General features: G+C 66.0%; 20 protein-coding genes and 3 tRNA genes. 12 read left to right on the forward strand and 11 right to left on the reverse strand.

What is annotated here, in order from left to right:
* Nucleotides 1–35 precede the first annotated feature (35 nt).
* From ubiB to RT551_RS04490, 7 genes are all read left to right on the forward strand, one after another.
* The gene (gene ubiB / locus RT551_RS04460; RefSeq protein WP_313455980.1) at nucleotides 36–1,706 is read left to right on the forward strand and encodes a 2-polyprenylphenol 6-hydroxylase; all 1,671 of its coding nucleotides are present in this window, start codon (nucleotides 36–38) and stop codon (nucleotides 1,704–1,706) included.
* Between the two features lie 351 nt (nucleotides 1,707–2,057).
* Nucleotides 2,058–2,708 carry a transcriptional repressor LexA gene (gene lexA, locus RT551_RS04465; RefSeq protein ID WP_313455981.1) on the forward strand — a complete coding sequence of 217 codons (651 nt, stop codon included), beginning with the start codon at nucleotides 2,058–2,060 and terminating at the stop codon, nucleotides 2,706–2,708.
* Between the two features lie 202 nt (nucleotides 2,709–2,910).
* The gene (gene recA / locus RT551_RS04470) at nucleotides 2,911–3,948 is read left to right on the forward strand and encodes a recombinase RecA (protein WP_125361455.1); all 1,038 of its coding nucleotides are present in this window, start codon (nucleotides 2,911–2,913) and stop codon (nucleotides 3,946–3,948) included.
* A 74-nt stretch (nucleotides 3,949–4,022) separates the two neighbouring features.
* Nucleotides 4,023–4,517 (forward strand): recombination regulator RecX, encoded by a 495-nt coding sequence (gene recX / locus RT551_RS04475; protein WP_313455983.1) that lies wholly within the window; start codon nucleotides 4,023–4,025, stop codon nucleotides 4,515–4,517.
* A 158-nt stretch (nucleotides 4,518–4,675) separates the two neighbouring features.
* Nucleotides 4,676–7,324 (forward strand): alanine--tRNA ligase, encoded by a 2,649-nt coding sequence (alaS, locus tag RT551_RS04480; protein WP_313455985.1) that lies wholly within the window; start codon nucleotides 4,676–4,678, stop codon nucleotides 7,322–7,324.
* 139 nt (nucleotides 7,325–7,463) lie between these two features.
* Complete coding sequence (csrA, locus tag RT551_RS04485; RefSeq protein WP_282294711.1) at nucleotides 7,464–7,667, forward strand: carbon storage regulator CsrA; 204 nt, start codon at nucleotides 7,464–7,466, stop codon at nucleotides 7,665–7,667.
* Between the two features lie 82 nt (nucleotides 7,668–7,749).
* A tRNA-Ser gene (locus tag RT551_RS04490) sits at nucleotides 7,750–7,842 on the forward strand.
* A gap of 60 nt (nucleotides 7,843–7,902) precedes the next feature.
* Here RT551_RS04490 and RT551_RS04495 read toward each other — a convergent pair.
* Nucleotides 7,903–8,604 (reverse strand): pirin family protein, encoded by a 702-nt coding sequence (locus RT551_RS04495; RefSeq protein WP_313455987.1) that lies wholly within the window; start codon nucleotides 8,602–8,604, stop codon nucleotides 7,903–7,905.
* Between the two features lie 140 nt (nucleotides 8,605–8,744).
* On the opposite strand from RT551_RS04495, the gene RT551_RS04500 reads away from it, so the two are divergent.
* A complete protein-coding gene (locus tag RT551_RS04500) occupies nucleotides 8,745–9,668 on the forward strand; it encodes a LysR family transcriptional regulator (protein ID WP_313455989.1) in 924 nt (307 codons plus the stop codon).
* Nucleotides 9,669–9,967: 299 nt separating this feature from the next.
* Entirely contained in the window at nucleotides 9,968–11,110 is a 1,143-nt protein-coding gene (locus RT551_RS04505) for an alpha/beta fold hydrolase (protein ID WP_313455991.1), read from the forward strand.
* Between the two features lie 469 nt (nucleotides 11,111–11,579).
* On the opposite strand, the gene RT551_RS04510 is transcribed toward RT551_RS04505, so the two are convergent.
* From RT551_RS04510 to RT551_RS04550, 9 genes are all read right to left on the reverse strand, one after another.
* Nucleotides 11,580–11,656: transfer RNA gene (locus tag RT551_RS04510), tRNA-Arg, on the reverse strand.
* A 53-nt stretch (nucleotides 11,657–11,709) separates the two neighbouring features.
* Nucleotides 11,710–11,786, reverse strand: a tRNA-Arg gene (locus tag RT551_RS04515).
* Between the two features lie 61 nt (nucleotides 11,787–11,847).
* Nucleotides 11,848–12,687 (reverse strand): alpha/beta fold hydrolase, encoded by an 840-nt coding sequence (locus RT551_RS04520; protein WP_313455993.1) that lies wholly within the window; start codon nucleotides 12,685–12,687, stop codon nucleotides 11,848–11,850.
* Nucleotides 12,684–13,493 carry a bifunctional hydroxymethylpyrimidine kinase/phosphomethylpyrimidine kinase gene (thiD, locus tag RT551_RS04525; protein ID WP_313455995.1) on the reverse strand — a complete coding sequence of 270 codons (810 nt, stop codon included), beginning with the start codon at nucleotides 13,491–13,493 and terminating at the stop codon, nucleotides 12,684–12,686. The genes RT551_RS04520 and thiD overlap by 4 nt, the downstream gene beginning before the upstream one ends.
* A 22-nt stretch (nucleotides 13,494–13,515) precedes the next feature.
* Nucleotides 13,516–14,187 carry a YoaK family protein gene (locus RT551_RS04530; protein ID WP_313455997.1) on the reverse strand — a complete coding sequence of 224 codons (672 nt, stop codon included), beginning with the start codon at nucleotides 14,185–14,187 and terminating at the stop codon, nucleotides 13,516–13,518.
* A gap of 30 nt (nucleotides 14,188–14,217) precedes the next feature.
* Nucleotides 14,218–14,715: a hypothetical protein gene (locus RT551_RS04535; RefSeq protein WP_313455999.1), complete on the reverse strand. Its 498-nt coding sequence runs from the start codon at nucleotides 14,713–14,715 to the stop codon at nucleotides 14,218–14,220.
* Nucleotides 14,716–14,720: 5 nt separating this feature from the next.
* Nucleotides 14,721–16,118: a PhoH family protein gene (locus RT551_RS04540; RefSeq protein WP_313456001.1), complete on the reverse strand. Its 1,398-nt coding sequence runs from the start codon at nucleotides 16,116–16,118 to the stop codon at nucleotides 14,721–14,723.
* Nucleotides 16,119–16,200: 82 nt separating this feature from the next.
* Nucleotides 16,201–16,680 (reverse strand): peroxiredoxin, encoded by a 480-nt coding sequence (locus tag RT551_RS04545; protein WP_313456003.1) that lies wholly within the window; start codon nucleotides 16,678–16,680, stop codon nucleotides 16,201–16,203.
* A 79-nt stretch (nucleotides 16,681–16,759) separates the two neighbouring features.
* Nucleotides 16,760–17,320, reverse strand: coding sequence for a glycine cleavage system protein R (locus RT551_RS04550; RefSeq protein ID WP_311190870.1), 561 nt, complete (start codon nucleotides 17,318–17,320; stop codon nucleotides 16,760–16,762).
* A gap of 160 nt (nucleotides 17,321–17,480) precedes the next feature.
* Between RT551_RS04550 and dapA the strand changes: the two genes are divergently transcribed.
* Both dapA and RT551_RS04560 read left to right on the forward strand, forming a co-directional pair.
* Nucleotides 17,481–18,374 carry a 4-hydroxy-tetrahydrodipicolinate synthase gene (gene dapA / locus RT551_RS04555; protein ID WP_313456005.1) on the forward strand — a complete coding sequence of 298 codons (894 nt, stop codon included), beginning with the start codon at nucleotides 17,481–17,483 and terminating at the stop codon, nucleotides 18,372–18,374.
* Nucleotides 18,375–18,403: 29 nt separating this feature from the next.
* The gene (locus RT551_RS04560; protein ID WP_313456006.1) at nucleotides 18,404–18,919 is read left to right on the forward strand and encodes a hypothetical protein; all 516 of its coding nucleotides are present in this window, start codon (nucleotides 18,404–18,406) and stop codon (nucleotides 18,917–18,919) included.
* Nucleotides 18,920–19,503: 584 nt separating this feature from the next.
* Here the strand turns inward: RT551_RS04560 and fdxA are convergent.
* Nucleotides 19,504–19,827 carry a ferredoxin FdxA gene (gene fdxA / locus RT551_RS04565; RefSeq protein ID WP_313456007.1) on the reverse strand — a complete coding sequence of 108 codons (324 nt, stop codon included), beginning with the start codon at nucleotides 19,825–19,827 and terminating at the stop codon, nucleotides 19,504–19,506.
* Between the two features lie 238 nt (nucleotides 19,828–20,065).
* Between fdxA and RT551_RS04570 the strand changes: the two genes are divergently transcribed.
* Entirely contained in the window at nucleotides 20,066–21,487 is a 1,422-nt protein-coding gene (locus RT551_RS04570) for a sugar porter family MFS transporter (protein WP_313456008.1), read from the forward strand.
* Nucleotides 21,488–21,535: the final 48 nt, after the last annotated feature.

Below are 21,535 nucleotides of genomic sequence, written 5' to 3' on the forward strand. Positions count from 1 at the left end.
ATGCTGGGCGAGTGTAGGCAACGGAGCGCGTGGCGATGTGGGAAACACTGGGAACCGTCCGTGACCTGGGGCGACTGCAGGAAATCGCCTCGGTCCTGATCCGCTATGGCTTCGGCGACCTGGTGCGCCGCATCGGCCTGGCCGACGTGCTGGAACGCGCCGGCCGCCTGCTGCACTGGAACGACACCCAGCACATGCTGCGCATGACCGCGCCGGTGCGCGTGCGCCGGGCCATGGAAGACCTGGGCCCCACCTTCGTCAAACTCGGCCAGGTGCTGGCCACCCGCGTCGACCTGTTCCCGCCGGACTGGATCGCCGAGTTCTCCGAGCTGCAGAACGCGGTCCCGGCGCTGCCGTTTGACCAGGTGCGAGGGCAGCTGGAAGCCGACCTCGGTGCGCCACCCGAACAGGTGTTCGCCTGGTTGGACGTGATGCCGATGGCCGCCGCCTCGCTGGCCCAGGCGCACCGTGCGCGGCTGCAGGACGGTAGTGAAGTGGTCCTGAAGATCCGCCGGCCCGGCATCCGCGACGTGATCGAGGCCGACCTGCGCCTGCTGGCGCGGTTGGCCGAGATCGTCGAAGCGCGGCTGCCCGATCTGCAGCGCTATCGACCCGCTGAGGTGGTGCAGCAGTTCCAGGTGTCGCTGCGCCGCGAGCTCGACTTCGCCGCCGAGTGCCGCAATGCCGAGCGCATCGCGCGCAATTTCCAGGGCCGCAAGGACATCCTGATTCCGCGCGTGCATTGGCAGTGGACCTGCGAAAGCCTCAACGTCCAGGATTTCGTCGACGGTATTCCGGGCCGTGACCTCACCGCCGTGGATGCGGCCGGGCTGGACCGGGTGCAACTGGCCCGTACCGGCGCGCGGATCGTGCTGAAGATGGTGCTGGAGGACGGCTGCTTCCACGCCGATCCGCACCCCGGCAACATCATCTACCTGCGCGATGGCCGCATCGGGGTGATCGACTTCGGCATGGTCGGGGCCATCTCCGAACAACGCCGCTTCCAGGTCGCGCAGCTGCTGCACGGGCTGGTCAACCAGGAACCCGAATCGGTCGCCGACATCCTGCTCGACTGGGCCGGCGGCGTCGACGTTGACGAATCACGCCTGCAGCAGGACATCAGCGTGTTCGTCGACCAGTACCGGGGCGTGCCGCTGAAGGACCTGCACATGGGCCTGATGCTGGGCAACATCACCCAGCTGCTGCGCCAATATTCGCTGACCTTGCCGTCCGACCTGGCGCTGATGATCAAGACCTTCCTCACCCTGGAGGGCATGGGCCGGCAGCTGGACCCGCAGTTCGACATGGCCAGCGCCGCGCGGCCTTATCTGGAACGGGTGATGCTGCAGCGCTATGCGCCTTCAGCGCTGCTCAAGCGTGGCCGGCGCAGCCTGATGGGCGCGCTGGACCTGGTCGGCGACCTGCCGCGCGACGTGCGCCGGCTGCTGCAGATGGCCCGCCGCGGGCGGCTGCAGCTGAAGGTCGAGACCCATGCGCTGGAGGGGTTCGGCGAGCAGGTGAACCGGGCCGCGAACCGGCTGGTGGTGGGGATCGTCACCGCTGCGCTGATCATTGGTTCGTCGATCGTCATGCACAGCGTAGGCGGGATCTCCAGCCGTTGGCTGCTGGCGCTGGGCGTGGCCGGGTTCATCGGGGCCGGGTTCTGCGGGGTGTGGATTCTGGTGTCGATTCTGCGGAACCGGTGACGCGCGGTGCCGGGCTGACGCGCATGGCGCGTCGCTACGGGGTGGTCGATCGCGCTGGATGACACGCGTCCGGGATGTGGCTGGCTTTGTAGGGACACGCCATGCGTGTCCTCGCGGTGCCAGACCCACCCGTAGAGCCACGCCCTGCGTGGCTGCGCGGTTCCGGAATCAGGCGCGCTTCTCCCCAGAATCATGACCACGTCCGGGGTCGGCTTCGGCATTGGTGCGAAGCCACGCATGGCGTGGCTCTACGTGCATTGCTACGTGCCTGCGTCGGGATGGCGTTGGTGGCTTCGCTTTTTTGTTCCGTGCACTTGCGCACCCCTATCGTTAGTAGTAATACTACTAACCATGGAACTCACCGACACCCAGCAGGCGATCCTGCAGTTGATCGCCGAGCGTATCGAGACCGACGGCGCGCCGCCGTCGCAGACGGAAATCGCCCGCGCGTTCGGCTTCAAGGGCGTGCGCGCCGCGCAGTACCACCTGGAGGCGCTGGAACAGGCCGGGGCGATCCGTCGCATTCCCGGTCAGGCCCGTGGCATCCGGCTGGTCCAGGCCCCGCCGCTGCAGGAGGGCCTGCCCGATTCGCTGCCGGCTCCGGCACTGCCGGACGGCGTGCTGCGGCTGCCGGTGCTGGGCCGCGTGGCCGCCGGCCTGCCGATTGGTGCCGACATCGGCTCGGATGATTTCGTGGTGCTCGACCGGGTGTTCTTCTCGCCCGCGCCGGATTACCTGCTGAAAGTGCAGGGCGACTCGATGATCGACGAAGGCATCTTCGATGGCGACCTGATCGGCGTGCACCGCACCCGGGATGCCCGCTCCGGGCAGATCGTGGTCGCCCGCATCGATGACGAGATCACCGTCAAGCTGCTGAAGATGGGCAAAGACCGCATCCGGCTGTTGCCACGTAACCCCGACTACAAACCGATCGAAGTCCTGCCCGACCAGGATTTCGCCATTGAAGGGCTCTATTGCGGCCTGTTACGGCCGAACCGCTGAGTTCTTCCATGCTCCAAACGCGCGGTCTTTTGTGGCGATTCTCTGATTTGGCTGAGGTTGGTACGGATGTCCGATAATTTTTTTCCGAACGCCGGGCAGAATCTCAGCCTGTGCGATACGCCAACCTTAAAGTGACCCCGTGGCCAAGAAATCAACCAAAGACACCCCCTCCAACGACATGACCTCTGCAAGGACCTCTCCGATGGACGAGAACAAGAAGCGCGCCCTTACCGCCGCACTGAGCCAGATCGAAAAGCAGTTCGGCAAGGGCTCGGTGATGCGCATGGGCGACCGCGTCATCGAAGCCGTGGAAGCCATCCCGACCGGCTCGCTGATGCTCGACATCGCGCTGGGCATCGGCGGTCTGCCCAAGGGCCGTGTCGTTGAAATCTACGGTCCGGAGTCTTCCGGCAAGACCACCCTGACCCTGCAGGCCATCGCCGAGTGCCAGAAGAAGGGCGGCACGGCGGCCTTCATTGACGCCGAGCACGCGCTGGACCCGATCTACGCCGCCAAGCTGGGCGTGAACGTGGACGAGCTGCTGCTGTCGCAGCCGGATACCGGTGAACAGGCGCTGGAAATCGCCGACATGCTGGTGCGCTCGGGTTCGATCGACATCGTGGTCATCGACTCGGTCGCCGCGCTGACCCCGAAGGCCGAAATCGAGGGTGAAATGGGCGATCAGCTGCCGGGTCTTCAGGCCCGTCTGATGAGCCAGGCGCTGCGCAAGCTCACCGGCAACATCAAGCGCTCCAACACTCTGGTGGTCTTCATCAACCAGCTGCGCATGAAGATCGGCGTGATGATGCCCGGCCAGAGCCCGGAAACCACCACCGGTGGCAACGCGCTGAAGTTCTATGCCTCGGTCCGCCTTGACATCCGCCGCATCGGCGCGATCAAGAAGGGCGATGAGATCATCGGCAACCAGACCAAGATCAAGGTCGTCAAGAACAAGCTGGCTCCTCCGTTCAAGCAGGTCATCACCGAGATCCTGTACGGCGAAGGCATCAGCCGCGAAGGCGAACTGATCGACATGGGCGTGGAAGCCAAGCTGGTTGAAAAGGCCGGTGCCTGGTACAGCTACGGTGAAGAACGCATCGGCCAGGGCAAGGACAACGCCCGCGGTTACCTGCGCGACAACCCGCAGGTCGCCCAGCGCCTGGAAGCCGAGCTGCGCGAGAAGTTCCAGCCGGCCGAAGCCGCTCGCGAGGAAGGCGACGACGACGGCGACGACGAGTAAGTTTTCCTGCGGGGCAGGGCGGCGCCGTCAGTGACGCAGGCGCTGCCCCGCAGTTTTCCCTTTGCGAGACCGTAATGCACGATGCCGACAGCCCGGAGGGCGGCCGCAAGAAGCGCCGCGTTCGTGAACAGACCCCCGTCCAGCGGGCGCTGGGGCTGCTGGTCCGCCGTGAGCATTCGCGCAAGGAACTCACCCGCAAGCTCACCGCGCGGGGCATTGAAACCGACGCCGCCGAAGCGGCCGTCAGCAAGCTGACCGAGGCCGGTTGGCAGGACGACACCCGGTTTGCCGAGAATCTGGTGCGGATGCGCGCCAATACCGGCTATGGCCCGATTCACATCCGCGCCGAGCTGGGTACCCATGGTCTGGACAGCGGACAGATTGCCACTGCCATGGACGCCTTTGAGGGTGACTGGACCGAGAATGCCCGGGACCTGGTCCGCCGCCGGTTCGGCGAGGCGGGGCCACAGGACCTGCCGCAGCGGCGCAAGGCCGCCGATCTGCTGGCCCGGCGGGGGTTTGATGGGGATTCGATCCGGCGGGCGACGCGGTACGAACTCGAGGACTGACAGTCCGCGTTGACACGCATGGCGTGTCACTACCGGGCGCAGGGTCACGCAACGCCCGCGGGGCCTGCCCGGATTGGCCTCCGGCCTGATACCCTTGGTGGTTTCGGCGGTCCCGCAGTTGCCAGGGTCCGACCGGCCCGCACACAGCCAGCCCCACCATGACCGCATCCGCCAAATTCACCACCTCCCAGATCCGCAGCGACTTCCTTGAGTTCTTCAAGGGCAAGGGCCACACCATCGTGCCGTCGGCCCCGCTGGTGCCGGGCAACGACCCGACCCTGATGTTCACCAATTCCGGCATGGTGCAGTTCAAGGACGTGTTCCTTGGCGCGGAAAAGCGTAGCTACGTGCGCGCGGCCGACGTGCAGCGCTGCCTGCGCGCCGGCGGCAAGCACAACGACCTGGATCAGGTCGGCTACACCGCCCGCCACCACACCTTCTTTGAAATGCTGGGCAACTGGTCGTTCGGCGACTACTTCAAGAAGGACGCCATTGCCTGGGCCTGGGAACTGCTGACCCAGGTGTGGAAGCTGCCGCCCGAGCGCCTGCTGGTCACCGTGTACCAGACCGACGACGAGGCCTATGCGCTGTGGCGCGACATGGTCGGCATTCCCGAAGAGCGCATCGTGCGCATCGGCGACAACAAGGGTGCGCCGTTTGCGTCGGACAACTTCTGGCAGATGGCCGACACCGGCCCGTGCGGTCCGTGCACCGAGATCTTCTATGACCACGGCGACCACATCGCCGGTGGTCCCCCGGGCTCGCCGGATGAAGACGGTGACCGCTTCATCGAGATCTGGAACCTGGTGTTCATGCAGTTCGACCGCCAGCCCGACGGCACCCTGGTGCCGCTGCCGGCTCCGTGTGTCGACACCGGCATGGGCCTGGAGCGCCTGACCGCGATCCTGCAGCACGTGCACACCAATTACGAGATCGACCTGTTCCAGGCGCTGATCCGCAAGGCCAGCGAACTGACCGGCATGGCCGATCTGGAAAACAAGTCGCTGCGCGTCATTGCCGACCACATCCGCGCCTGCTCGTTCCTGATCGTCGACGGCGTGCTGCCGTCCAACGAAGGCCGCGGCTATGTACTGCGCCGGATCATCCGTCGCGCCCTGCGCCACGGCTGGATGCTGGGCGTGCGCCAGCCGTTCTTCAGCAAGCTGGTGCCGACCCTGGTCGAGCAGATGGGTGAAGCCTATCCGGAACTGCCGGCCCAGGCCGACACCGTGGTGCGTGCCCTGCAGGCCGAAGAGGAGCGCTTCGCGCAGACGCTCGATTCGGGCATGAAGATCTTCGATGACGTCGCCGCGCAGGTCACCGACGGCATCATTCCGGGCGTCGACGCCTTCCGCCTGTACGACACCTACGGCTTCCCGCTCGACCTCACCCAGGACATCGCGCGCGAGCGCGACCTGGTGGTGGACATTGCCGGCTTCGATGCCGCCATGGAAAAGCAGCGCGAAGACGGCCGCAAGGGCGGCAAGTTCGGTGGCGGCGTGACGCTGTCGGCCGAGCTGGTGGCCACCCTCAAGCCGACCGTGTTCCAGGGCTACGACCGCCTGCAGGCCGACGGCCTGACCGTGGTCGCCCTGCTCAAGGACGGCCGCGCCGTGGACAGCGCCCAGGCCGGTGATGACGTGATCGTCTTCACCGACCAGACCCCGTTCTATGCCGAATCCGGTGGCCAGGTCGGTGATACCGGCACGCTCACCGGCAACGGTGTGCTGCTGCCGGTGACCGACACGCAGAAGTTCGCTGGCCAGTTCCATGGCCACGTCGGCCAGATCGCCAGCGGTTCGCTGAAGGTCGGCGACGTGCTCAGCGGTCAGGTCGACGGTGCGCGCCGTGGGGCCACCATCCTGAACCACTCGGCCACCCACCTGCTGCACGCCGCCCTGCGCGAAGTACTGGGCACCCATGTGCAGCAGAAGGGCTCGCTGGTCGCGCCGGACCGCCTGCGCTTCGACTTCTCGCACTTCCAGCCGATCACGCCGGAAGAGCTCGCCGTGATCGAGCGCAAGGTCAACGAACAGGTCCGCGCCAACAACGCGGCCGAAGTGCACAACATGGGCATGCAGGAAGCCCTGGACTTCGGCGCGATGGCACTGTTCGGCGAAAAGTACGGCGAAAACGTACGCGTGCTGAAGATGGGCGACTACTCCACCGAACTGTGTGGCGGTACCCACGTCGGCCGCACCGGCGACATCGGCCTGTTCAAGATCACCTCCGAGGGCGGCGTGTCCTCGGGCGTACGCCGCATCGAGGCGGTGACCGGGCAGGGCGCACTGGACTATGTCAGCCATGAAGAGGCACAGCTGGCCGAGGCCGCCGCGCTGCTGGGCGGTGCCGCCGGCGACGTGATCGAGAAGATCCGCCAGTTGGGCGAGCGCCAGAAGAAGCTGGAACGCGAACTGGAAGCCCTGAAGGCCAAGCAGGCCGCCGGAGCCACCGCCGACCTCGGCGGTTCGGCCGTGGACGTGAACGGTGTGAAGATCCTGGCCGTGCGCCTGGAAGGCTTCGACGCCAAGGCCCTGCGCGATGCGATCGACCGCCTGAAGCAGCAACTGGTCAATACCGTCATCGTGTTGGCCGGTGCCCAGGACGGCAAGGTCTCACTTGTTGCCGGTGTGAACGGCAGCGCAATGGGCAAGGTCAAGGCCGGGGAACTGTTGTCCCACATCGCCGGTCAGATCGGGGGCAAGGGCGGCGGCCGCCCGGACCTCGCCCAGGGTGGTGGTGAGGACGGGCCCGCCCTTGCCTCGGCCCTTGCCGGGGTCGTTGACTGGGTGACCCCTCGTATCTGAACATTCTGAAGCCTCCGCTCCTTGATGGGGCGGGAGGCCAGACGGTAATATGGCTAATCCTTTTCCCTTTGTCGTGGCGTTCCTTGGCTGGACGTCAAACCGGTGGGAAAAACCACCGGTTCTTGGAGACTAAAAAACAATGTTGATCCTGACTCGCCGTGTTGGCGAAACCCTGAAGATCGGCGATGACGTCAGCGTCACCGTGCTCGGCGTCAAGGGCAATCAGGTGCGTATCGGTATCACCGCTCCGAAGGATGTGGCCGTGCACCGCGAAGAAATCTACGAGCGCATCCAGCGCGGCGACCAGCCGAATGTATCCGGCGGCGAAGATTCTTCGAATTAAGGCTTTACCTCGGGGTGTGATTAACGTTATTCTTCACGCCCCCGCTGAGACGTAACACCGCAGCGAGGAAAGCCAGATTTCTGGAGTGGTGCCCGAGTGGCTGAAGGGGCTCCCCTGCTAAGGGAGTATAGGGCCAAAAACTCTATCGAGGGTTCGAATCCCTCCCACTCCGCCAGAGTTACAGAAAAGCCCCTGGAAACAGGGGCTTTTTTGTTGTCTGCGGTTTCTGCGTCGGTTACACCGCCAGATCAAACACCAGCACCTCGGCATCGCGTCCGTTCTCGATCGTCACCTGCGCCTCATCGCGGATCTGCAGCGCATCGCCGGTATCCAGGGTGATGCCGTTGACCTTCACCTGACCACGCGCCACCTGCACATAGCTGCCGCGTCCCGGAGCAAGCTCCAGCCTGGCCTGCTCAGTGCCATCAAACAGACCGGCATAGATGCGCGCGTTCTGATGGATCTTCAACGAGCCTTCTCGGCCGTCCTCGGACACGATCAGGCGCAACTGGCCGCGCTTGCTCTCGGGGGTGAAGTGAGTCTCTTCGTAGCTCGGGGGAATGCCGTCAACTTCTGGGAAAAGCCAGATCTGCAGGAAGTGCACGGTTTCGGTCTGGGAGTGATTGAACTCACTGTGGCTGACCCCGCTGCCCGCGCTCATGCGCTGCACGTCGCCGTAGCGCAGCACCGAGCCGGTGCCCATCGAGTCCTTGTGCTCCAGCGCGCCGCCCAGCACATAGGAGACGATTTCCATGTTGCTGTGGCTATGGGTGCCGAAGCCCTGGCCGCCGATCACCTGGTCTTCGTTGATCACGCGCAGCGGGCCAAAGCTGGTGTAGCGCGGGTCGTAATAGTTGGCGAACGAGAAGGTGTGCTGGGAGTTCAGCCAGCCATGGTTGGCCTGGCCACGGGTGTTGCTCTTGCGGATCTGCAGCATGGTGTTCTCCTGAGTGTTCGACTGTTTCGATGATGGTCCGGGGTGGGTTGGCCCCGTCCCTTTCCTGTTGCGGCCAGTATCCGCTTGCGTTCGGGGTTTGAAAAACGGATAGTTTTGCAAGCCATCATCGAAAATTTCGAATGCTCAAGCTCAGCCTCGATGCCTTGCAGATCCTGGACGCCATTGACCGACGCGGTTCGTTCGCGGCCGCCGGCAAGGCCCTGCACAAGGTGCCGTCCACGATTTCCTACACCGTGTCCAAGCTGGAGCAGGACCTGGGCGTGCGGCTGTTCGACCGGGTCGGACCGCGCGCGGACCTCACCGAGGCCGGGCAGGCGCTGCTGGAGGAGGGCAGGCACCTGCTGCGGGCCGCCCGCGAACTGGAGTTGCGGGTACGCCGGGTGGCCTCGGGCTGGGAGGCGGAGCTGACTCTGGCGGTGGATTCGATGTTCCAGCCGGCGTTGCTGGCGCAGGACATTGCCGATTTCAGCGCGGTGGCCGAGCAGACCCGGGTGCGGCTGATCAGCGAGGCGCTGTCGGGCACCTGGGAGGCGCTGTTGGATCGCCGCGCCGACCTGCTGGTGGGGGCGGCGGGCGAGGGGCCCAGTGGCGGCGGTTATGTGGTGGAAGCGCTGGGCGTGGTGCGGTTTGTGTTCGCGGTGGCTCCGTCACACCCGTTGGCGGCGGATTCCGGGCCGCTCGGACGCGATGCGCTGGCCGAGCACTGCGCCATTGCCGTGGCCGATTCCGCGCGCCGGCTGCTGCCGCGCACGGTGGGGCTGCTGATGGGGCAGGAGACGGTGACCGTGCCGGACATGCTGAGCAAGTTCCGCCTGCAGTGCGCCGGGCTGGGTTTCGGTTTCCTGCCCGAGCCGTACGTGCAGGCGGCAGTGGCGCAGGGCCGGCTGGTGGTGCGCGAGGTGGAGGAGCCCAAGCCGGACGAAACCTTCTGGCTGGCCTGGCGTACCGGGGAGGAGGGCGCGGCCCTGCGCTGGTGGCGTGAGCGGCTGCGCGAGCCGGGGCACATGGAGGCGTGGTGGGCGCAGATGGCGCAGTGGTTGTGAGAGTGGGATGCGTCCGCCGCGGCTGCCATGAAGGTGGGGCGGGGGCGTCGTAGAGCCGGGCTTGCCCGGCTGCTTTTCGCGTGCGCCAACGGCAGCCGGGCAAGCCCGGCTCTACGGGGTTTGCGTTGGCGCGTGCAAAGCGCGGCCGGGCAGAACCCCGCGTCGCAACGGTTCCGTGCGTCGGTGCCGCGTTTTTCTGAACAGTTCCCGCCCTGTCATGGTTCCGTCATCGAACTGCGGTAGAGCGCGCCTGCGCAGACCCGTACTCTGGCCGGCCCTCGCGATGCGTCTGCACCCCCATGAAGCGCCTCCTGCTGCCCTTGCTGGCCGGAGCCGGCCTGTGGCTGGCGGCCTGTTCCTCCATCGATACCTCTGCCTCGTCCACCTCGCTCAGCGACCGCCTGATCGCGCCGGGCGGCGTGTCCACGCTGCTGGACATGCCGCGCATCACCGCAGCGGTGGACAGCGTCCCGAACCGGCACGGTGAGGTCACCAGCCGCGCCGGCATTCCAATCTTCTGGCGCGCCTTCGACCCGGGGCAGTACGGCGTGCAGTACCAGTACCTCGCGCAGGCGCACGAGAACGGTCAGCCGCTGCAGACCGGTCTGCAGCTGAGCCTGCCCACGCCGTTCCAGCCGCAGGCACCGCGCGGCACGGTGGTGCTGCTGCACGGCTGGATGATGAACGGCGATTCGATGCTGCCGTGGTCGTTGCAGCTGGCGCAGAGCGGCTACCGGGTGGTCACCATCGACCTGCGCAACCATGGGCATTCGGGTGCGGGGCCGTCGGGTTACGGCACGTTCGAATCAGACGACGTGGTCGATGTGATCGACGCGCTGCAGGCCAAGGGCGAAGTGCAGGGTCCGCTGTATCTGTTCGGCGTGTCATACGGTGCAGCCACGGCGCTGTTCACCGCGGACAAGCTGGGCGACCGGGTCACGGGCGTGGTGGCGATGGAATCGTTCGCCAATGCGGGCGATGCGATCCGCAGCATGATTCCGCATTTGATGTCGCTGCAGCCCACTGCATGGAAGGCGCAGGCGATGGCGGCGTATGGTCGCTGGCGCTACGGCAGCCAGGACATCAACGCGGTGATCGCCGCCGCCAGCCAGCGGCTGGATCTGGATCTGAACCAGGTCGACGTGGCCCGCGCGGTGGCCGACACCCGCGCCTGCGTGTTGCTGCTGCACGGCCAGAATGACGCCCACGTGCGCGTGGACCAGGGCCGCAGACTGGCGGCAGCCAGCGACCGCGTGCACTACATCGAACTGCGCGGCGAAGACCACATCACGTTGCCGCTGCGGCTGGACCTGTTGGGTGGGGTAGTGGACGACTGGCTCGCGCACGATGCGCACGCCGGCGACCGCTGCCCGAGCCCGCAGCTTCCTGCCGAAGCAGATCGTCTGGCGATGGCAGCAGCAGTGGCTGCGCGCGCGGGTTGAAGCCTGATTGCACGCATTGCGTGCCGCCGGGCTTCGCCCGGCCTCTGTTGGATTTGTGCGAAAAGTCGGTGGCCATCGAAAATCAAAACCCATTCGCGGTCGCGGTGGGATTGGTCGACAGACGATCGCCGTGAAATGGCCAACATCCGGTAACGCATGACCCCGAATCGACATTGCCGTTGATGTTGCCGTGGCTTTTCCCATGGCCACCGGCCATCTGCCTGGGGCGTGCCGGGGTGGGTTTGCGGGACCGTCAAAAACATGGATGTTTTTGACGAGCCCCCATGGATGGGTTCACGGCGTGTCCCGCAAACCCACCCCGGTACGCCCAGGCACGCAAACCAGTGACCACCGGCTGTTCGCCTGAATCCAACAGCAGCCACGCAGGGCGTGGCTCTACGTAGGTCATGCAATTGCAGGAACGCAAAAAAAAACAGCAGCCGATGGCTGCCGTTCTTTTGCGATGCGATGGTGCGCCCGGAGAGATTCGAACTCCCGACCGCCTGGTTCGTAGCCAGGTACTCTATCCAACTGAGCTACGGGCGCATTTACATCACGTTGTACTACCGAAGACAGCGGCGGAGCTGTCAGCCTGTTGATGGTGCGCCCGGAGAGATTCGAACTCCCGACCGCCTGGTTCGTAGCCAGGTACTCTATCCAACTGAGCTACGGGCGCGTCAACAGGAGCGGAATTATGCGGATCGAGGCCCGATCCGTCAACGCCTTTGTGAAGACTTTCATTCAAATGAATGAAAAAGCGCCTGTGCCACCGCCTCCGGCGACTTCATCCAGGCGAAGTGATCCGCACGCGTGCCAAGGGCTGACGCTGACACCACCTGCAGCTGCGAACGCACCTGCGGGAGCTTCGCCAGCAGCCCCTGCATCGAGCCGGACGGCGCGAACCAGTCCTGCTCCAGCACCACCGCCTGCGCCTGGCCCCGAAGGCGCTGCATTGCGCCCTCCAGATCCTCCGCCATGCCCGCCGCCGCGTAGTGGTTGCTCAGCCCCACCCGCGCCCAGTCCTTGATCAATCCCCGTGCCTCGGTGCCGCCAAAGCCCAGCCGGCGGCCGGGCAGGGTGCCCTGGCGCTGCGCCAGCCACGGCAGGAACCGGTACACCAGCGGCAGCAGCCAGCCGCGCGGGGCCGGGAAGGTCCGCCAGTACGGCGTGCCCGTGGCCACCAGCCAGAAGCGCTCGAACACGGACGGGTGCTGCCCCGCGAACACGCAGGCCAGCTGGCCGCCCAGGCTGTGGCCGCCGATGATCAGCGGGGCCGCACCATGCAGGCGCACTGCCGCCAGGCTGGCCGGCAGGTCCTGCTGCAGAATCTCGCGGTAAGCCCAGTCCTGCGTGCGCGACGGCCGCAGGCTGCTGCTGCCGTTGCCGCGCCACTCGTGCAGGAATACCGCCACCCCGCGCGCTGCCAGTGCATCCGCGAATGCCTGGTAGTTGCGCGCCGAAACCCCCAGCGCCGGCAACCACAGCAACTGCGCGCGCGGCTGTGCTGGAATCCGCGCGATCAGTTCGAAACGATGCCCGTCCTCGGCCTGCGCTGGAATCAGGATCGAACGGGTCATGCCGGCCGCGCCGCGCCGAAATGATCCAGCACCAGCACCTCGCTGCGCCCGGGCGTGTAGCCGCTCTGCAGGCCGCGCGCGACATAGTCGATGGCCGCCTCGCAGGCATTGGCCAGCGACAGCCCGCAGCACAGTTGCGCCGCGATCGCCGAGGCCAGTGTGCAGCCGGTGCCGTGTGCGTCCACCGGCAGGCGGGCATGGATGAAGGCTTCGAAGGTCACACCGTCGAAGAAGCGATCTACCACGCGGCTGCCTTCGGCCAGGTGGCCGCCCTTCAGCAGCACCGCGCCCGCACCCATATCGGTCAGGGCGCTGGCTGCGTCTTCGGCCTGTTCGCCGTTGGTGATCTGCCGTCCCAGCAGCAGTTCGGCCTCGGGCGTGTTCGGCGTCACCAGCGTCGCCAGCGGCAGCAGCCGCGTACGCAGAGCGTGCAGCGCGCTGTCTTCAAGCAGCTTGGCCCCGCTGGTGGCGACCATCACCGGATCGAGGATGATGTGCGGCGGACGATGCTTTTCCAGTGCATCGGCAACCAGCGCGATCACCTCCGCATTGGCCAGCATGCCCAGCTTCACCGCATGGATGTCGAAGTCGGCAAAGCACGCGTCGATCTGGGCCTGCAGGAAGTCCAGTGGCGGCACATGCACCGCGGTGACGCCCCGGGTGTTCTGTGCGGTCAGCGCTGCAATCGCGGAAAGGCCATGCACGCGGTGCGCGGCGAAGGCCTTCAGGTCGGCCTGGATGCCGGCGCCACCGCCGGAATCGGAGCCGGCAATGGTCAGGGCGGAGACGGGAGTGGATGGGCTCATGCCGCGATTGTGCAGTGTTTGTTCAACGCGTGCGCAGCAGGGTCCACTGCCGGTACATCACGTAGCCCAGCCCGGTGCAGCCGGTCAGCGCGGCCGGGGCCAGCAGGGCCAGATACTGCCAGCGCAGGAACAACCATGCGCCGAGGATGCCGCCAGCCAGAAAACCACTGACGATCAATCCGCTCAGAGTCAGTCGCCGCATCGGCAGCGGCAGCCCACGCAGCAGGTGGCCCAGGCCGATGCCCAGGTCGGTGAACATGCCGCTGAGGTGGGTGGTGCGCACCACCGCGCCGCTGAAGGTGGTGGCCATTGCGTTCTGCAGGCCGCAGGCCATCGCCGCGGCCACCGCGCCCCAGATCTGCTGGCGCTGGAACAGCGGAATCGCGATCAGCAGCAACAGCGATTCCAGGGTCAGCACCACGCCATAGCGACGGCCCAGCTGCAGGGTGCTGTCCTGCACGATCATGCCGCTGAGCATGGCGCCGAGGCAGAACGCGATCAGCAGGCCCCACAGGTGGCCGACCACGCGCCAGTCGCCCTGCGCCAACGCCATGCCGAGCTGGCTGGTGGTGCCGGTCATGTGGCTGACCGCCTGATGCTCGAAGCCCAGGAAGCCGACCACGTTGACCATGCCGGCGACGCACGACAACGCGATCGCGCCGATCCACACCCAGGTGGGCAGGCGGATGCTCATGCTGCGGCAGCAGCGTGTTTCATGGCCTGATCAGCGTCCGCTCGGCGGGCCGTTGAACTGCACGTCGGTGAACTGATTCGTGGCCGGGTCGAACACCGCGCCCCAGAACTGCGCGCCGCCGTCGCAGACCCGGATCGCCTCACGCGACGGATCGATCTCGCTGTGGTCGGGCAGGTGGAAGGCGTTGAGGTAGATCAGCTGCCGGCCATCCACTTCAATGCCCACGTACTGGCGGTCGAAATCGACCACCTTGGGGACCTGCGCTTCCAGCGTGGGCAGCTGTGCTTCCAGCTGTTCGATCTGCACGCGGCTGGGAGCCCAGTACCCGCTGAGCCGCCCCGGGGGCTGGCCGGGGCTGGGGCGGGAGCAGGTATCCAGCACCTGCGCGGCGATCACCGGACGGGTGACCACCCAGGACTGGCCGGTTTTGACCGCGGTGGGGACCGTGGCCCCCGGGCGGGTGTTGGATGGCGTGCAGGCGGCCGCCAGCGCAGCGAGCGCCAGCGGCAGCAGGACACGGAGTGACATGCGGATCACAGCACCTCCGAAGCGTAATCGGCCAGGCGCGAACGCTCGCCCCGGCGCAGGGTGATATGCGCACTGTGCGGCCAGTTCTTGAAGCGGTCCACCGCGTAGGTCAGGCCCGACGTGGTTTCGGTCAGGTACGGGGTGTCGATCTGCTCCACGTTGCCCAGGCAGACGATCTTGGTGCCGGGGCCGGCACGGGTGATCAGGGTCTTCATCTGCTTGGGGGTGAGGTTCTGCGCCTCATCGAGGATCAGATAGCGCGACAGGAAGGTGCGCCCGCGCATGAAGTTCAGCGAGCGGATCTTGATCCGGCTGGCCAGCAGGTCATTGGTGGCCGCACGGCCCCAGGCTCCGCCTTCCTGCGGCTGGGTCAGCACTTCCAGGTTGTCGGTCAGCGCGCCCATCCACGGCGTCATCTTTTCTTCTTCGGTGCCGGGCAGGAAGCCGATGTCCTCGCCCACGCTGACCGTCGCGCGGGTCATGATGATCTCGCGGTAGCGCTGCTGGTCCATGGTCTGCGCCAGGCCGGCTGCCAGTGCCAGCAAGGTCTTGCCGGTGCCGGCGGTGCCGAGCAGGGTGACGAAGTCGATCTCCGGATCCATCAGGGCATTGAGGGCGAAGTTCTGCTCACGGTTGCGCGCGCTGATGCCCCATACCGCATGGCTGCCATGGCGGTAGTCGTTGACCAGCGACAGGGTGATCTTCTCGCCCTCGACCTTGGCCACCCGCATTTCCACTTCGTCATCGCCGGGCAGGTAGACGTACTGGTTGGGATACCAGTCCTCGCTGTCGGTGGCGCGTACTTCGTAGGTGGTACGGCCCTTGTCGCTCCAGCTGCGCAGGTCGTCGGTGTGCTGCTTCCAGAAGTCTTCCGGCAGCTGCGTGGCACCGGTGTAGAGCAGGCTGAAGTCGTCCAGTGCGCGGTCGTTCTCGTAGTCTTCCGAGACGATGCCGGCAATGGCGGCCTTGATCCGCAGGTTGATGTCCTTGGATACGAACACCACCGGAATTTCCGGGGTGAATTCCTTCAGTGCCAGGATTGCGCCGAGGATCGCGTTGTCCGGAATCACCGCGCCGAAGCTCTTGCCGGCTTCGAAGTGACTGGTCTGGAAGCGCAGCTTGCCGGCGCTCTGCTTGCCGCGCAGCTGCAGCCCGTTCGGGCGCTGCAGCGGAATGCCTTCGGCCAGGTTGTCCAGGCCCGAAGCTTCGACCAGTTCGTTGAGGAAGCGGCTGACCTGCCGCGCGTTGCGGCTGGCTTCGGAGGTGCCCTTCTTGCCGTTGTCCAGCTCTTCGATCACCTGCATCGGCAGGTAGACATCATGCTCCTCGAATTTGAACAGCGCGGTTGGATCGTGCATCAGCACGTTGGTATCCAGTACGTAGATGCGCTTGCCTCGGGTCATCGTCATTTCCTGGTGGCAGAACAGGGACAAGCCATCACGGCCTGCGGGGCAGGGTGATGGCCATTGGGGGGTACCGGGTAGCTCACTGGGTTTTCGCGGCCTTCAGGGCTTCAAGGACGGATTCTGCGTGGCCGGCCACTTTGACCTTGCGCCACGATTCCACAATACGACTGTCGGGCGAAATCAGGAAGGTGCTGCGTTCAATGCCGCGCACCTGCTTGCCGTACATGTTCTTCAGCTTGATCACATCGAACGCGCTGCACAGCGCTTCATCGCTGTCGCTGATCAGCGGGAACTTGAAGCCCTGCTTGGCGCAGAAGTTGTCATGCGACTTCACCGAATCGCGCGAGACGCCGAACACCTGCGCGCCGGCGCGCTTGAACTTCGGCAGCAGCGCGTTGAAGTCGATGCCTTCGGTGGTGCACCCGGGGGTGCTGTCCTTGGGGTAGAAGTACAGCACCAGCCACTGGCCGGCGAGTGCGCCGAGGGTGGTGTGTTCGCCGCCGGAAAGTGCCAGCGGAAGCGAGAGGGTCGTGCTGTCCAGGGTGTCGCCGTTGTTCATGAGGTCCTTGTTCCGGAGCCTGGGGTACGTCTGCTACAACTGCATGAAACGCTGCGCGCCCGTGATGGACGCGCGAAAATCAGAACTTCATCGGGTCCATGATCGCGTCCAGGTTCAGGTGGTCGCAGAATTCCAGGAAGTCGTCGCGCAATGCGGCGATGTGCATGTTGGCGGGCACGCCGATGGTGACCTGTGCGGAGAACATTTCCGCGCCGGTCTGCATGGCGCGGTAACGCGTGCTCTGCAGGTTTTCGATGGTGATGCCCTGGCGGTCGAAGAAGTCGGCCAGCTGGAACAGGATGCCCGGCTTGTCGGCGGCAATCACTTCCACGATGTAGGGCAGCAGGTTGGACTGCGCCTGCTTGGCCCCGGTGCGGTACCACACCAGCTTCAGACCTTCCTCGCGCTCCAGCCGGGTCAGCATCGCTTCCAGCTTGGCGACCGCGTCCCACGAGCCGGTGGCCAGGGCGGTTACCGAGACATCGCGGCCGACGGTGGCGAGGCGGGCATCGACCAGATTGCAGCCACTGTCGGCGATGCGCCGGGTCACAGGCAGCAGGGGGGACTCCGGATGCGTCGTATAGGCGTTGATCAGGAGGTGGTTTTCGGTCGGCGCAGGCCGCGGCGTGGAGTCGGTCAAGGGGGTTCCGGTAATGCAGGGTGAGTCTGAACGGTGCCGAACGGCACGTTCGCCGGAGTCCAGCATACTTGCCCGCGCTTTCGGCCCGCAAGTAACATGCAGAAGGCATCCGGCCGGCACCTGCGCGGCCTGCCTTTCCCCTTCTTCCGAGCATTGTTCCTTGTCTCTTTCCGGTCTCATCACCGCGCTGGCCACGCCTTTCCAGGTCAATGGCGCATTGGATCCCGACGGTTGGCAGCGCCTGCTGCACCTGCAACTGGAGGGGGGCGTTCACGGGGTCGTGGTGGCCGGTTCCACCGGCGAAGCGGCCACCCTGTCCGACGACGAATACGACCAGCTGCTGCGCAGCGCGGTGAAAGCCGTGGCCGGCCGCATTCCGGTCATCGCGGGCACCGGGCTGTCGGGTACCGCCAAAACCATCGAGCAGACCCGCCGTGCGGCGGCCAACGGGGCGACCCATGCGCTGGTGGTGACGCCGCCGTACGTGCGCCCGACCCAGGCCGGGCTGATCGCGCATTACCGCGCGGTGGCAGACCAGGGCGGCCTGCCGGTCATCCTGTACAACGTGCCGGGCCGTACTGGGGTGGACATGCTGCCGGAAACGGTCGCGGAACTGGCCAGCCACCCGAACATTGTCGGCATCAAGGAAGCGGTGGGCGACAACGGCCGCGTGCAGGCGCTGCTGGCCCTGCGTTCGCCGGATTTCGTGATCCTCAGCGGTGACGACGGCACGGCGGCCCGCTCCATTCTGTCGGGCATCGATGGCCTGATCTCGGTGGGTTCCAACGCGCTGCCGGGGGCCTACCGGCGCATGTGTGACCTGGCCGCGGCCGGCGAGCGCGAGGCGACCGAGTCCTGGAACGCCCGCCTGGATCCGTTCCACGACTTCTGCGGGGTGGAGCCGAACCCGATTCCGGTGAAGGAACTGCTGCACCGGATCGGCATCGGCCATGGCCTGCGGCTGCCGCTGCTGCGGCTGTCCGAGCCCCACCATGCTGCAGCCGAACACCTGGCGTCCGACATCGGGGCGCTTGAAGCACTTTCCAGCCACTGAACCGCAGTGGCCTGAACCTGGAGATTCACATGCGTCAATCTGTTTCCGCCACCCGCGTGCTGTCGTTCGCACTGCTGGCCACGGCTACCCTGGTGGGCACCACTGGCTGCTTCAATCGGGGTGCGAAGGGCGACTACGCGCTGGCCCCGGAAATGCGTCCGCTGGAAATTCCGCCGGACCTGAATGCCCCGGGCAACCCGGCCGCGCAGGTGCCGGTGCTGGCCTCGCAGGCCGCCCGTCCGGCCCCGGGCCCGGCGGCTGACCCGGCCACTGCCGGTGCTGGCTTCAACGTGGCAGGCAGCAAGGAAGAGGTGTTCGGCAAGGTCGGCACCGTGCTGGAATCCATGCCGGGCGTGACCATCGCCAGCAAGGCCCAGCTGCTGGGTTCCTACGACGTGGCCTTTGAGGACAACAACTTCCTGGTCCGCGTGGTCGCCGTCGAAGCCGGTGCCTACGTCTCCACCGTCGACCCGCGCGGCCTGCCGGCCACCGGCCCGGCCCCGACCAAGCTGCTGGCCGAACTGAAGGCCAAACTGGCTCCGTAATCCTGCGGCGTGCCGGATTGCACGATTTGCACGCCCCGACGGATTGCATGATCTACGTAGAGCCGGGCTTGCCCGGCTGCTTTTGGATCCGGGCGAACAGCCGGCAGCCATCGGTTTCCGAGCTTGGTCGCACCGGGGTGGGTTTGCGGGACACGCCGTAAACCCATCCATGGGGGCTCGTCAAAAACATCCATGTTTTTGACGGTCCCGCAAACCCACCCCGGCACGCCCCAGAAAGTTGGCCGGTGGCCACGGAAGATCAAAACCCGCCCGCGGGCCAGGTGGCGTCGGTCGACAGACGACGGCCGTGAACAGGCCAACACCCGGTAACGCGTGATCCCAAGGCGTAACGGCTGTTGCCGTTGCTTTGCCCGCCGCCTCGCGACCAACCATCGGGGCGGGGGCCGGGTACCCTCCGGAGGGACGCTCCAAAACATGGATGTTTTGGAGCAGCCCCCATGGATGGGTTCACGGCGTGTCCCGGAGCGAGGGTGCCCGGCCCCCGCCCAGCACGGATGAATTGAAACGCCGTGGCCTTTCGCGACGAACCAAACAAAAAAGGCACCCGAAAGTGCCTTTTTGTCTCAGCGCTCCAGCAACTCCAGTTTCCCGGGCTTGCCATCCCACTCACCGGCGTCGGCCGGCGGGTCCTTGCGCACGGTCAGCACCGGCCAGGCCTTGGCCAGCTCGGCATTCAGGCCGACAAAGGCTTCCTGCCCGGCGGGCACGTCGTCTTCCGGGAAAATCGCGTTCACCGGGCACTCCGGTTCGCAGAGGGTGCAGTCGATGCACTCATCCGGGTCGATCACCAGGAAGTTCGGGCCTTCGTGGAAACAGTCCACGGGGCAGACTTCCACGCAATCGGTGTGCTTGCACTTGATGCAGTTTTCGGTGACGACAAAGGGCATGGCTGGATCAGAATCGGACGGTAAGCCGGACAATTCTAGAACAGTTGCGGCTTTGTCGCAGTGCACGATGCGCCGTCGCCGCCCCCCGGGTATAGATAGCCGTGCCCACCGGTAGACAGCCAGGGCCCGGGAAGTGGGGCTTCCCCCAGGCCGCCGGGCGCTGAACACCTGTGAGAACCCGCTTCAGCTGTACCTGCCGCGTTGACCGTCCGCTGTCTCCTTTCTGCCAGGGCCTTCCATGTCGATACCCGTTGCTGCCACCGCCGCACCCGGCGAAAACACCTCCTTCATCGTCCTTATCAGCTGCGTGGCCACGCTGGGCGGCTTCCTGTTCGGCTTCGACAGCGGGGTCATCAACGGCACCGTGGACGGCCTGAAACAGACCTTCCAGTCCAGCCAGGCCGGGATCGGCTTTGAAGTGGCCTCGATGCTGCTCGGCTGCGCGATCGGTGCGTTCTTCGCCGGCCGTCTGGGCGACCGGCTGGGCCGGCGTGGCGTGCTGATCATCGCCGCGGTGCTGTTCCTGCTCTCCGCCCTGGGGGCAGGGGCCGCGCACAGCTCGCTGGCCTTCGTGATCGCCCGTGTGGTCGGCGGCTTCGCGGTCGGCGCGGCCAGTGTGATGTCACCGGCCTACATTGCCGAGGTGGCCTCGGCCCGCTATCGCGGCCGGCTGGCCACGGTGCAGCAGATCGCCATCATCAGTGGCCTGTTCTGCGCGTTCCTGAGCAACTACCTGCTGGCCCGCGCCGCCGGTGCGTCCACCGAGGCGCTGTGGCTGGGCCAGGCCGCCTGGCGCTGGATGTTCTGGATGCAGGCCATTCCCTCGGCCCTGTTCCTGGTGCTGCTGCTGGTCATTCCGGAAAGCCCGCGCTATCTGGTGGTGAAGGGGCGACGTGAACAGGCGCTGGAGGTGATGACCCGCCTGTACGGGCCGGTTGAGGCCCAGGCCAAACTGGGCGAGATCGATGCGTCGCTGTCCCAGGACCAGCACCGTCCGCGCCTGTCCGACCTGGTCGACAAGCACACCGGCAAGCTGCGCCGGATTGTCTGGGTCGGTATCGGTCTGGCCGTGTTCCAGCAGCTGGTCGGCATCAACGTGGTGTTCTACTACGGCGCGGTGCTGTGGCAGGCGGTGGGCTTCTCGGAAAGCGACGCGCTGCTGATCAACGTGCTGTCCGGCGCGCTCAGCATCGGGGCCTGCCTGCTCACCGTGGTGCTGATCGACCGCATCGGCCGCAAGCCGTTGCTGTGGGTGGGCTCGGCCGGCATGGCGGTGACCCTGGCCCTGGTGGTGGTGGCGTTCTCCAGCGGCTCGCTGGTGGACGGAAAGCTGCAGCTGTCCGACCAGATGGGCGTGCTGGCGCTGGTCGCGGCCAACGCCTACGTGGTGTTCTTCAACATGTCCTGGGGCCCGGTCATGTGGGTGATGCTGGGCGAGATGTTCCCCAACCAGATCCGCGGCTCCGGGCTGGCGGTGGCCGGCGCGGCGCAGTGGACGGCCAATTTCGCCATCACCGTGAGCTTCCCCGTGCTGTTGACCGGGATCGGCCTGGCCGGGGCCTACGGGCTGTATACGGCCGCGGCCGTGGCCTCGGTGTTCTTCGTGTTGCGCTATGTGCACGAGACCAAGGGCAAGGAGCTGGAGCAGATGGTCGGGTGACAGGGGTTGCCGGCCAGCGGCCGGCACTACCCGCGCAACACGAAAAAA

It is taken from the genome of Stenotrophomonas sp. (assembly GCF_032103445.1).
GTDB lineage: Bacteria > Pseudomonadota > Gammaproteobacteria > Xanthomonadales > Xanthomonadaceae > Stenotrophomonas.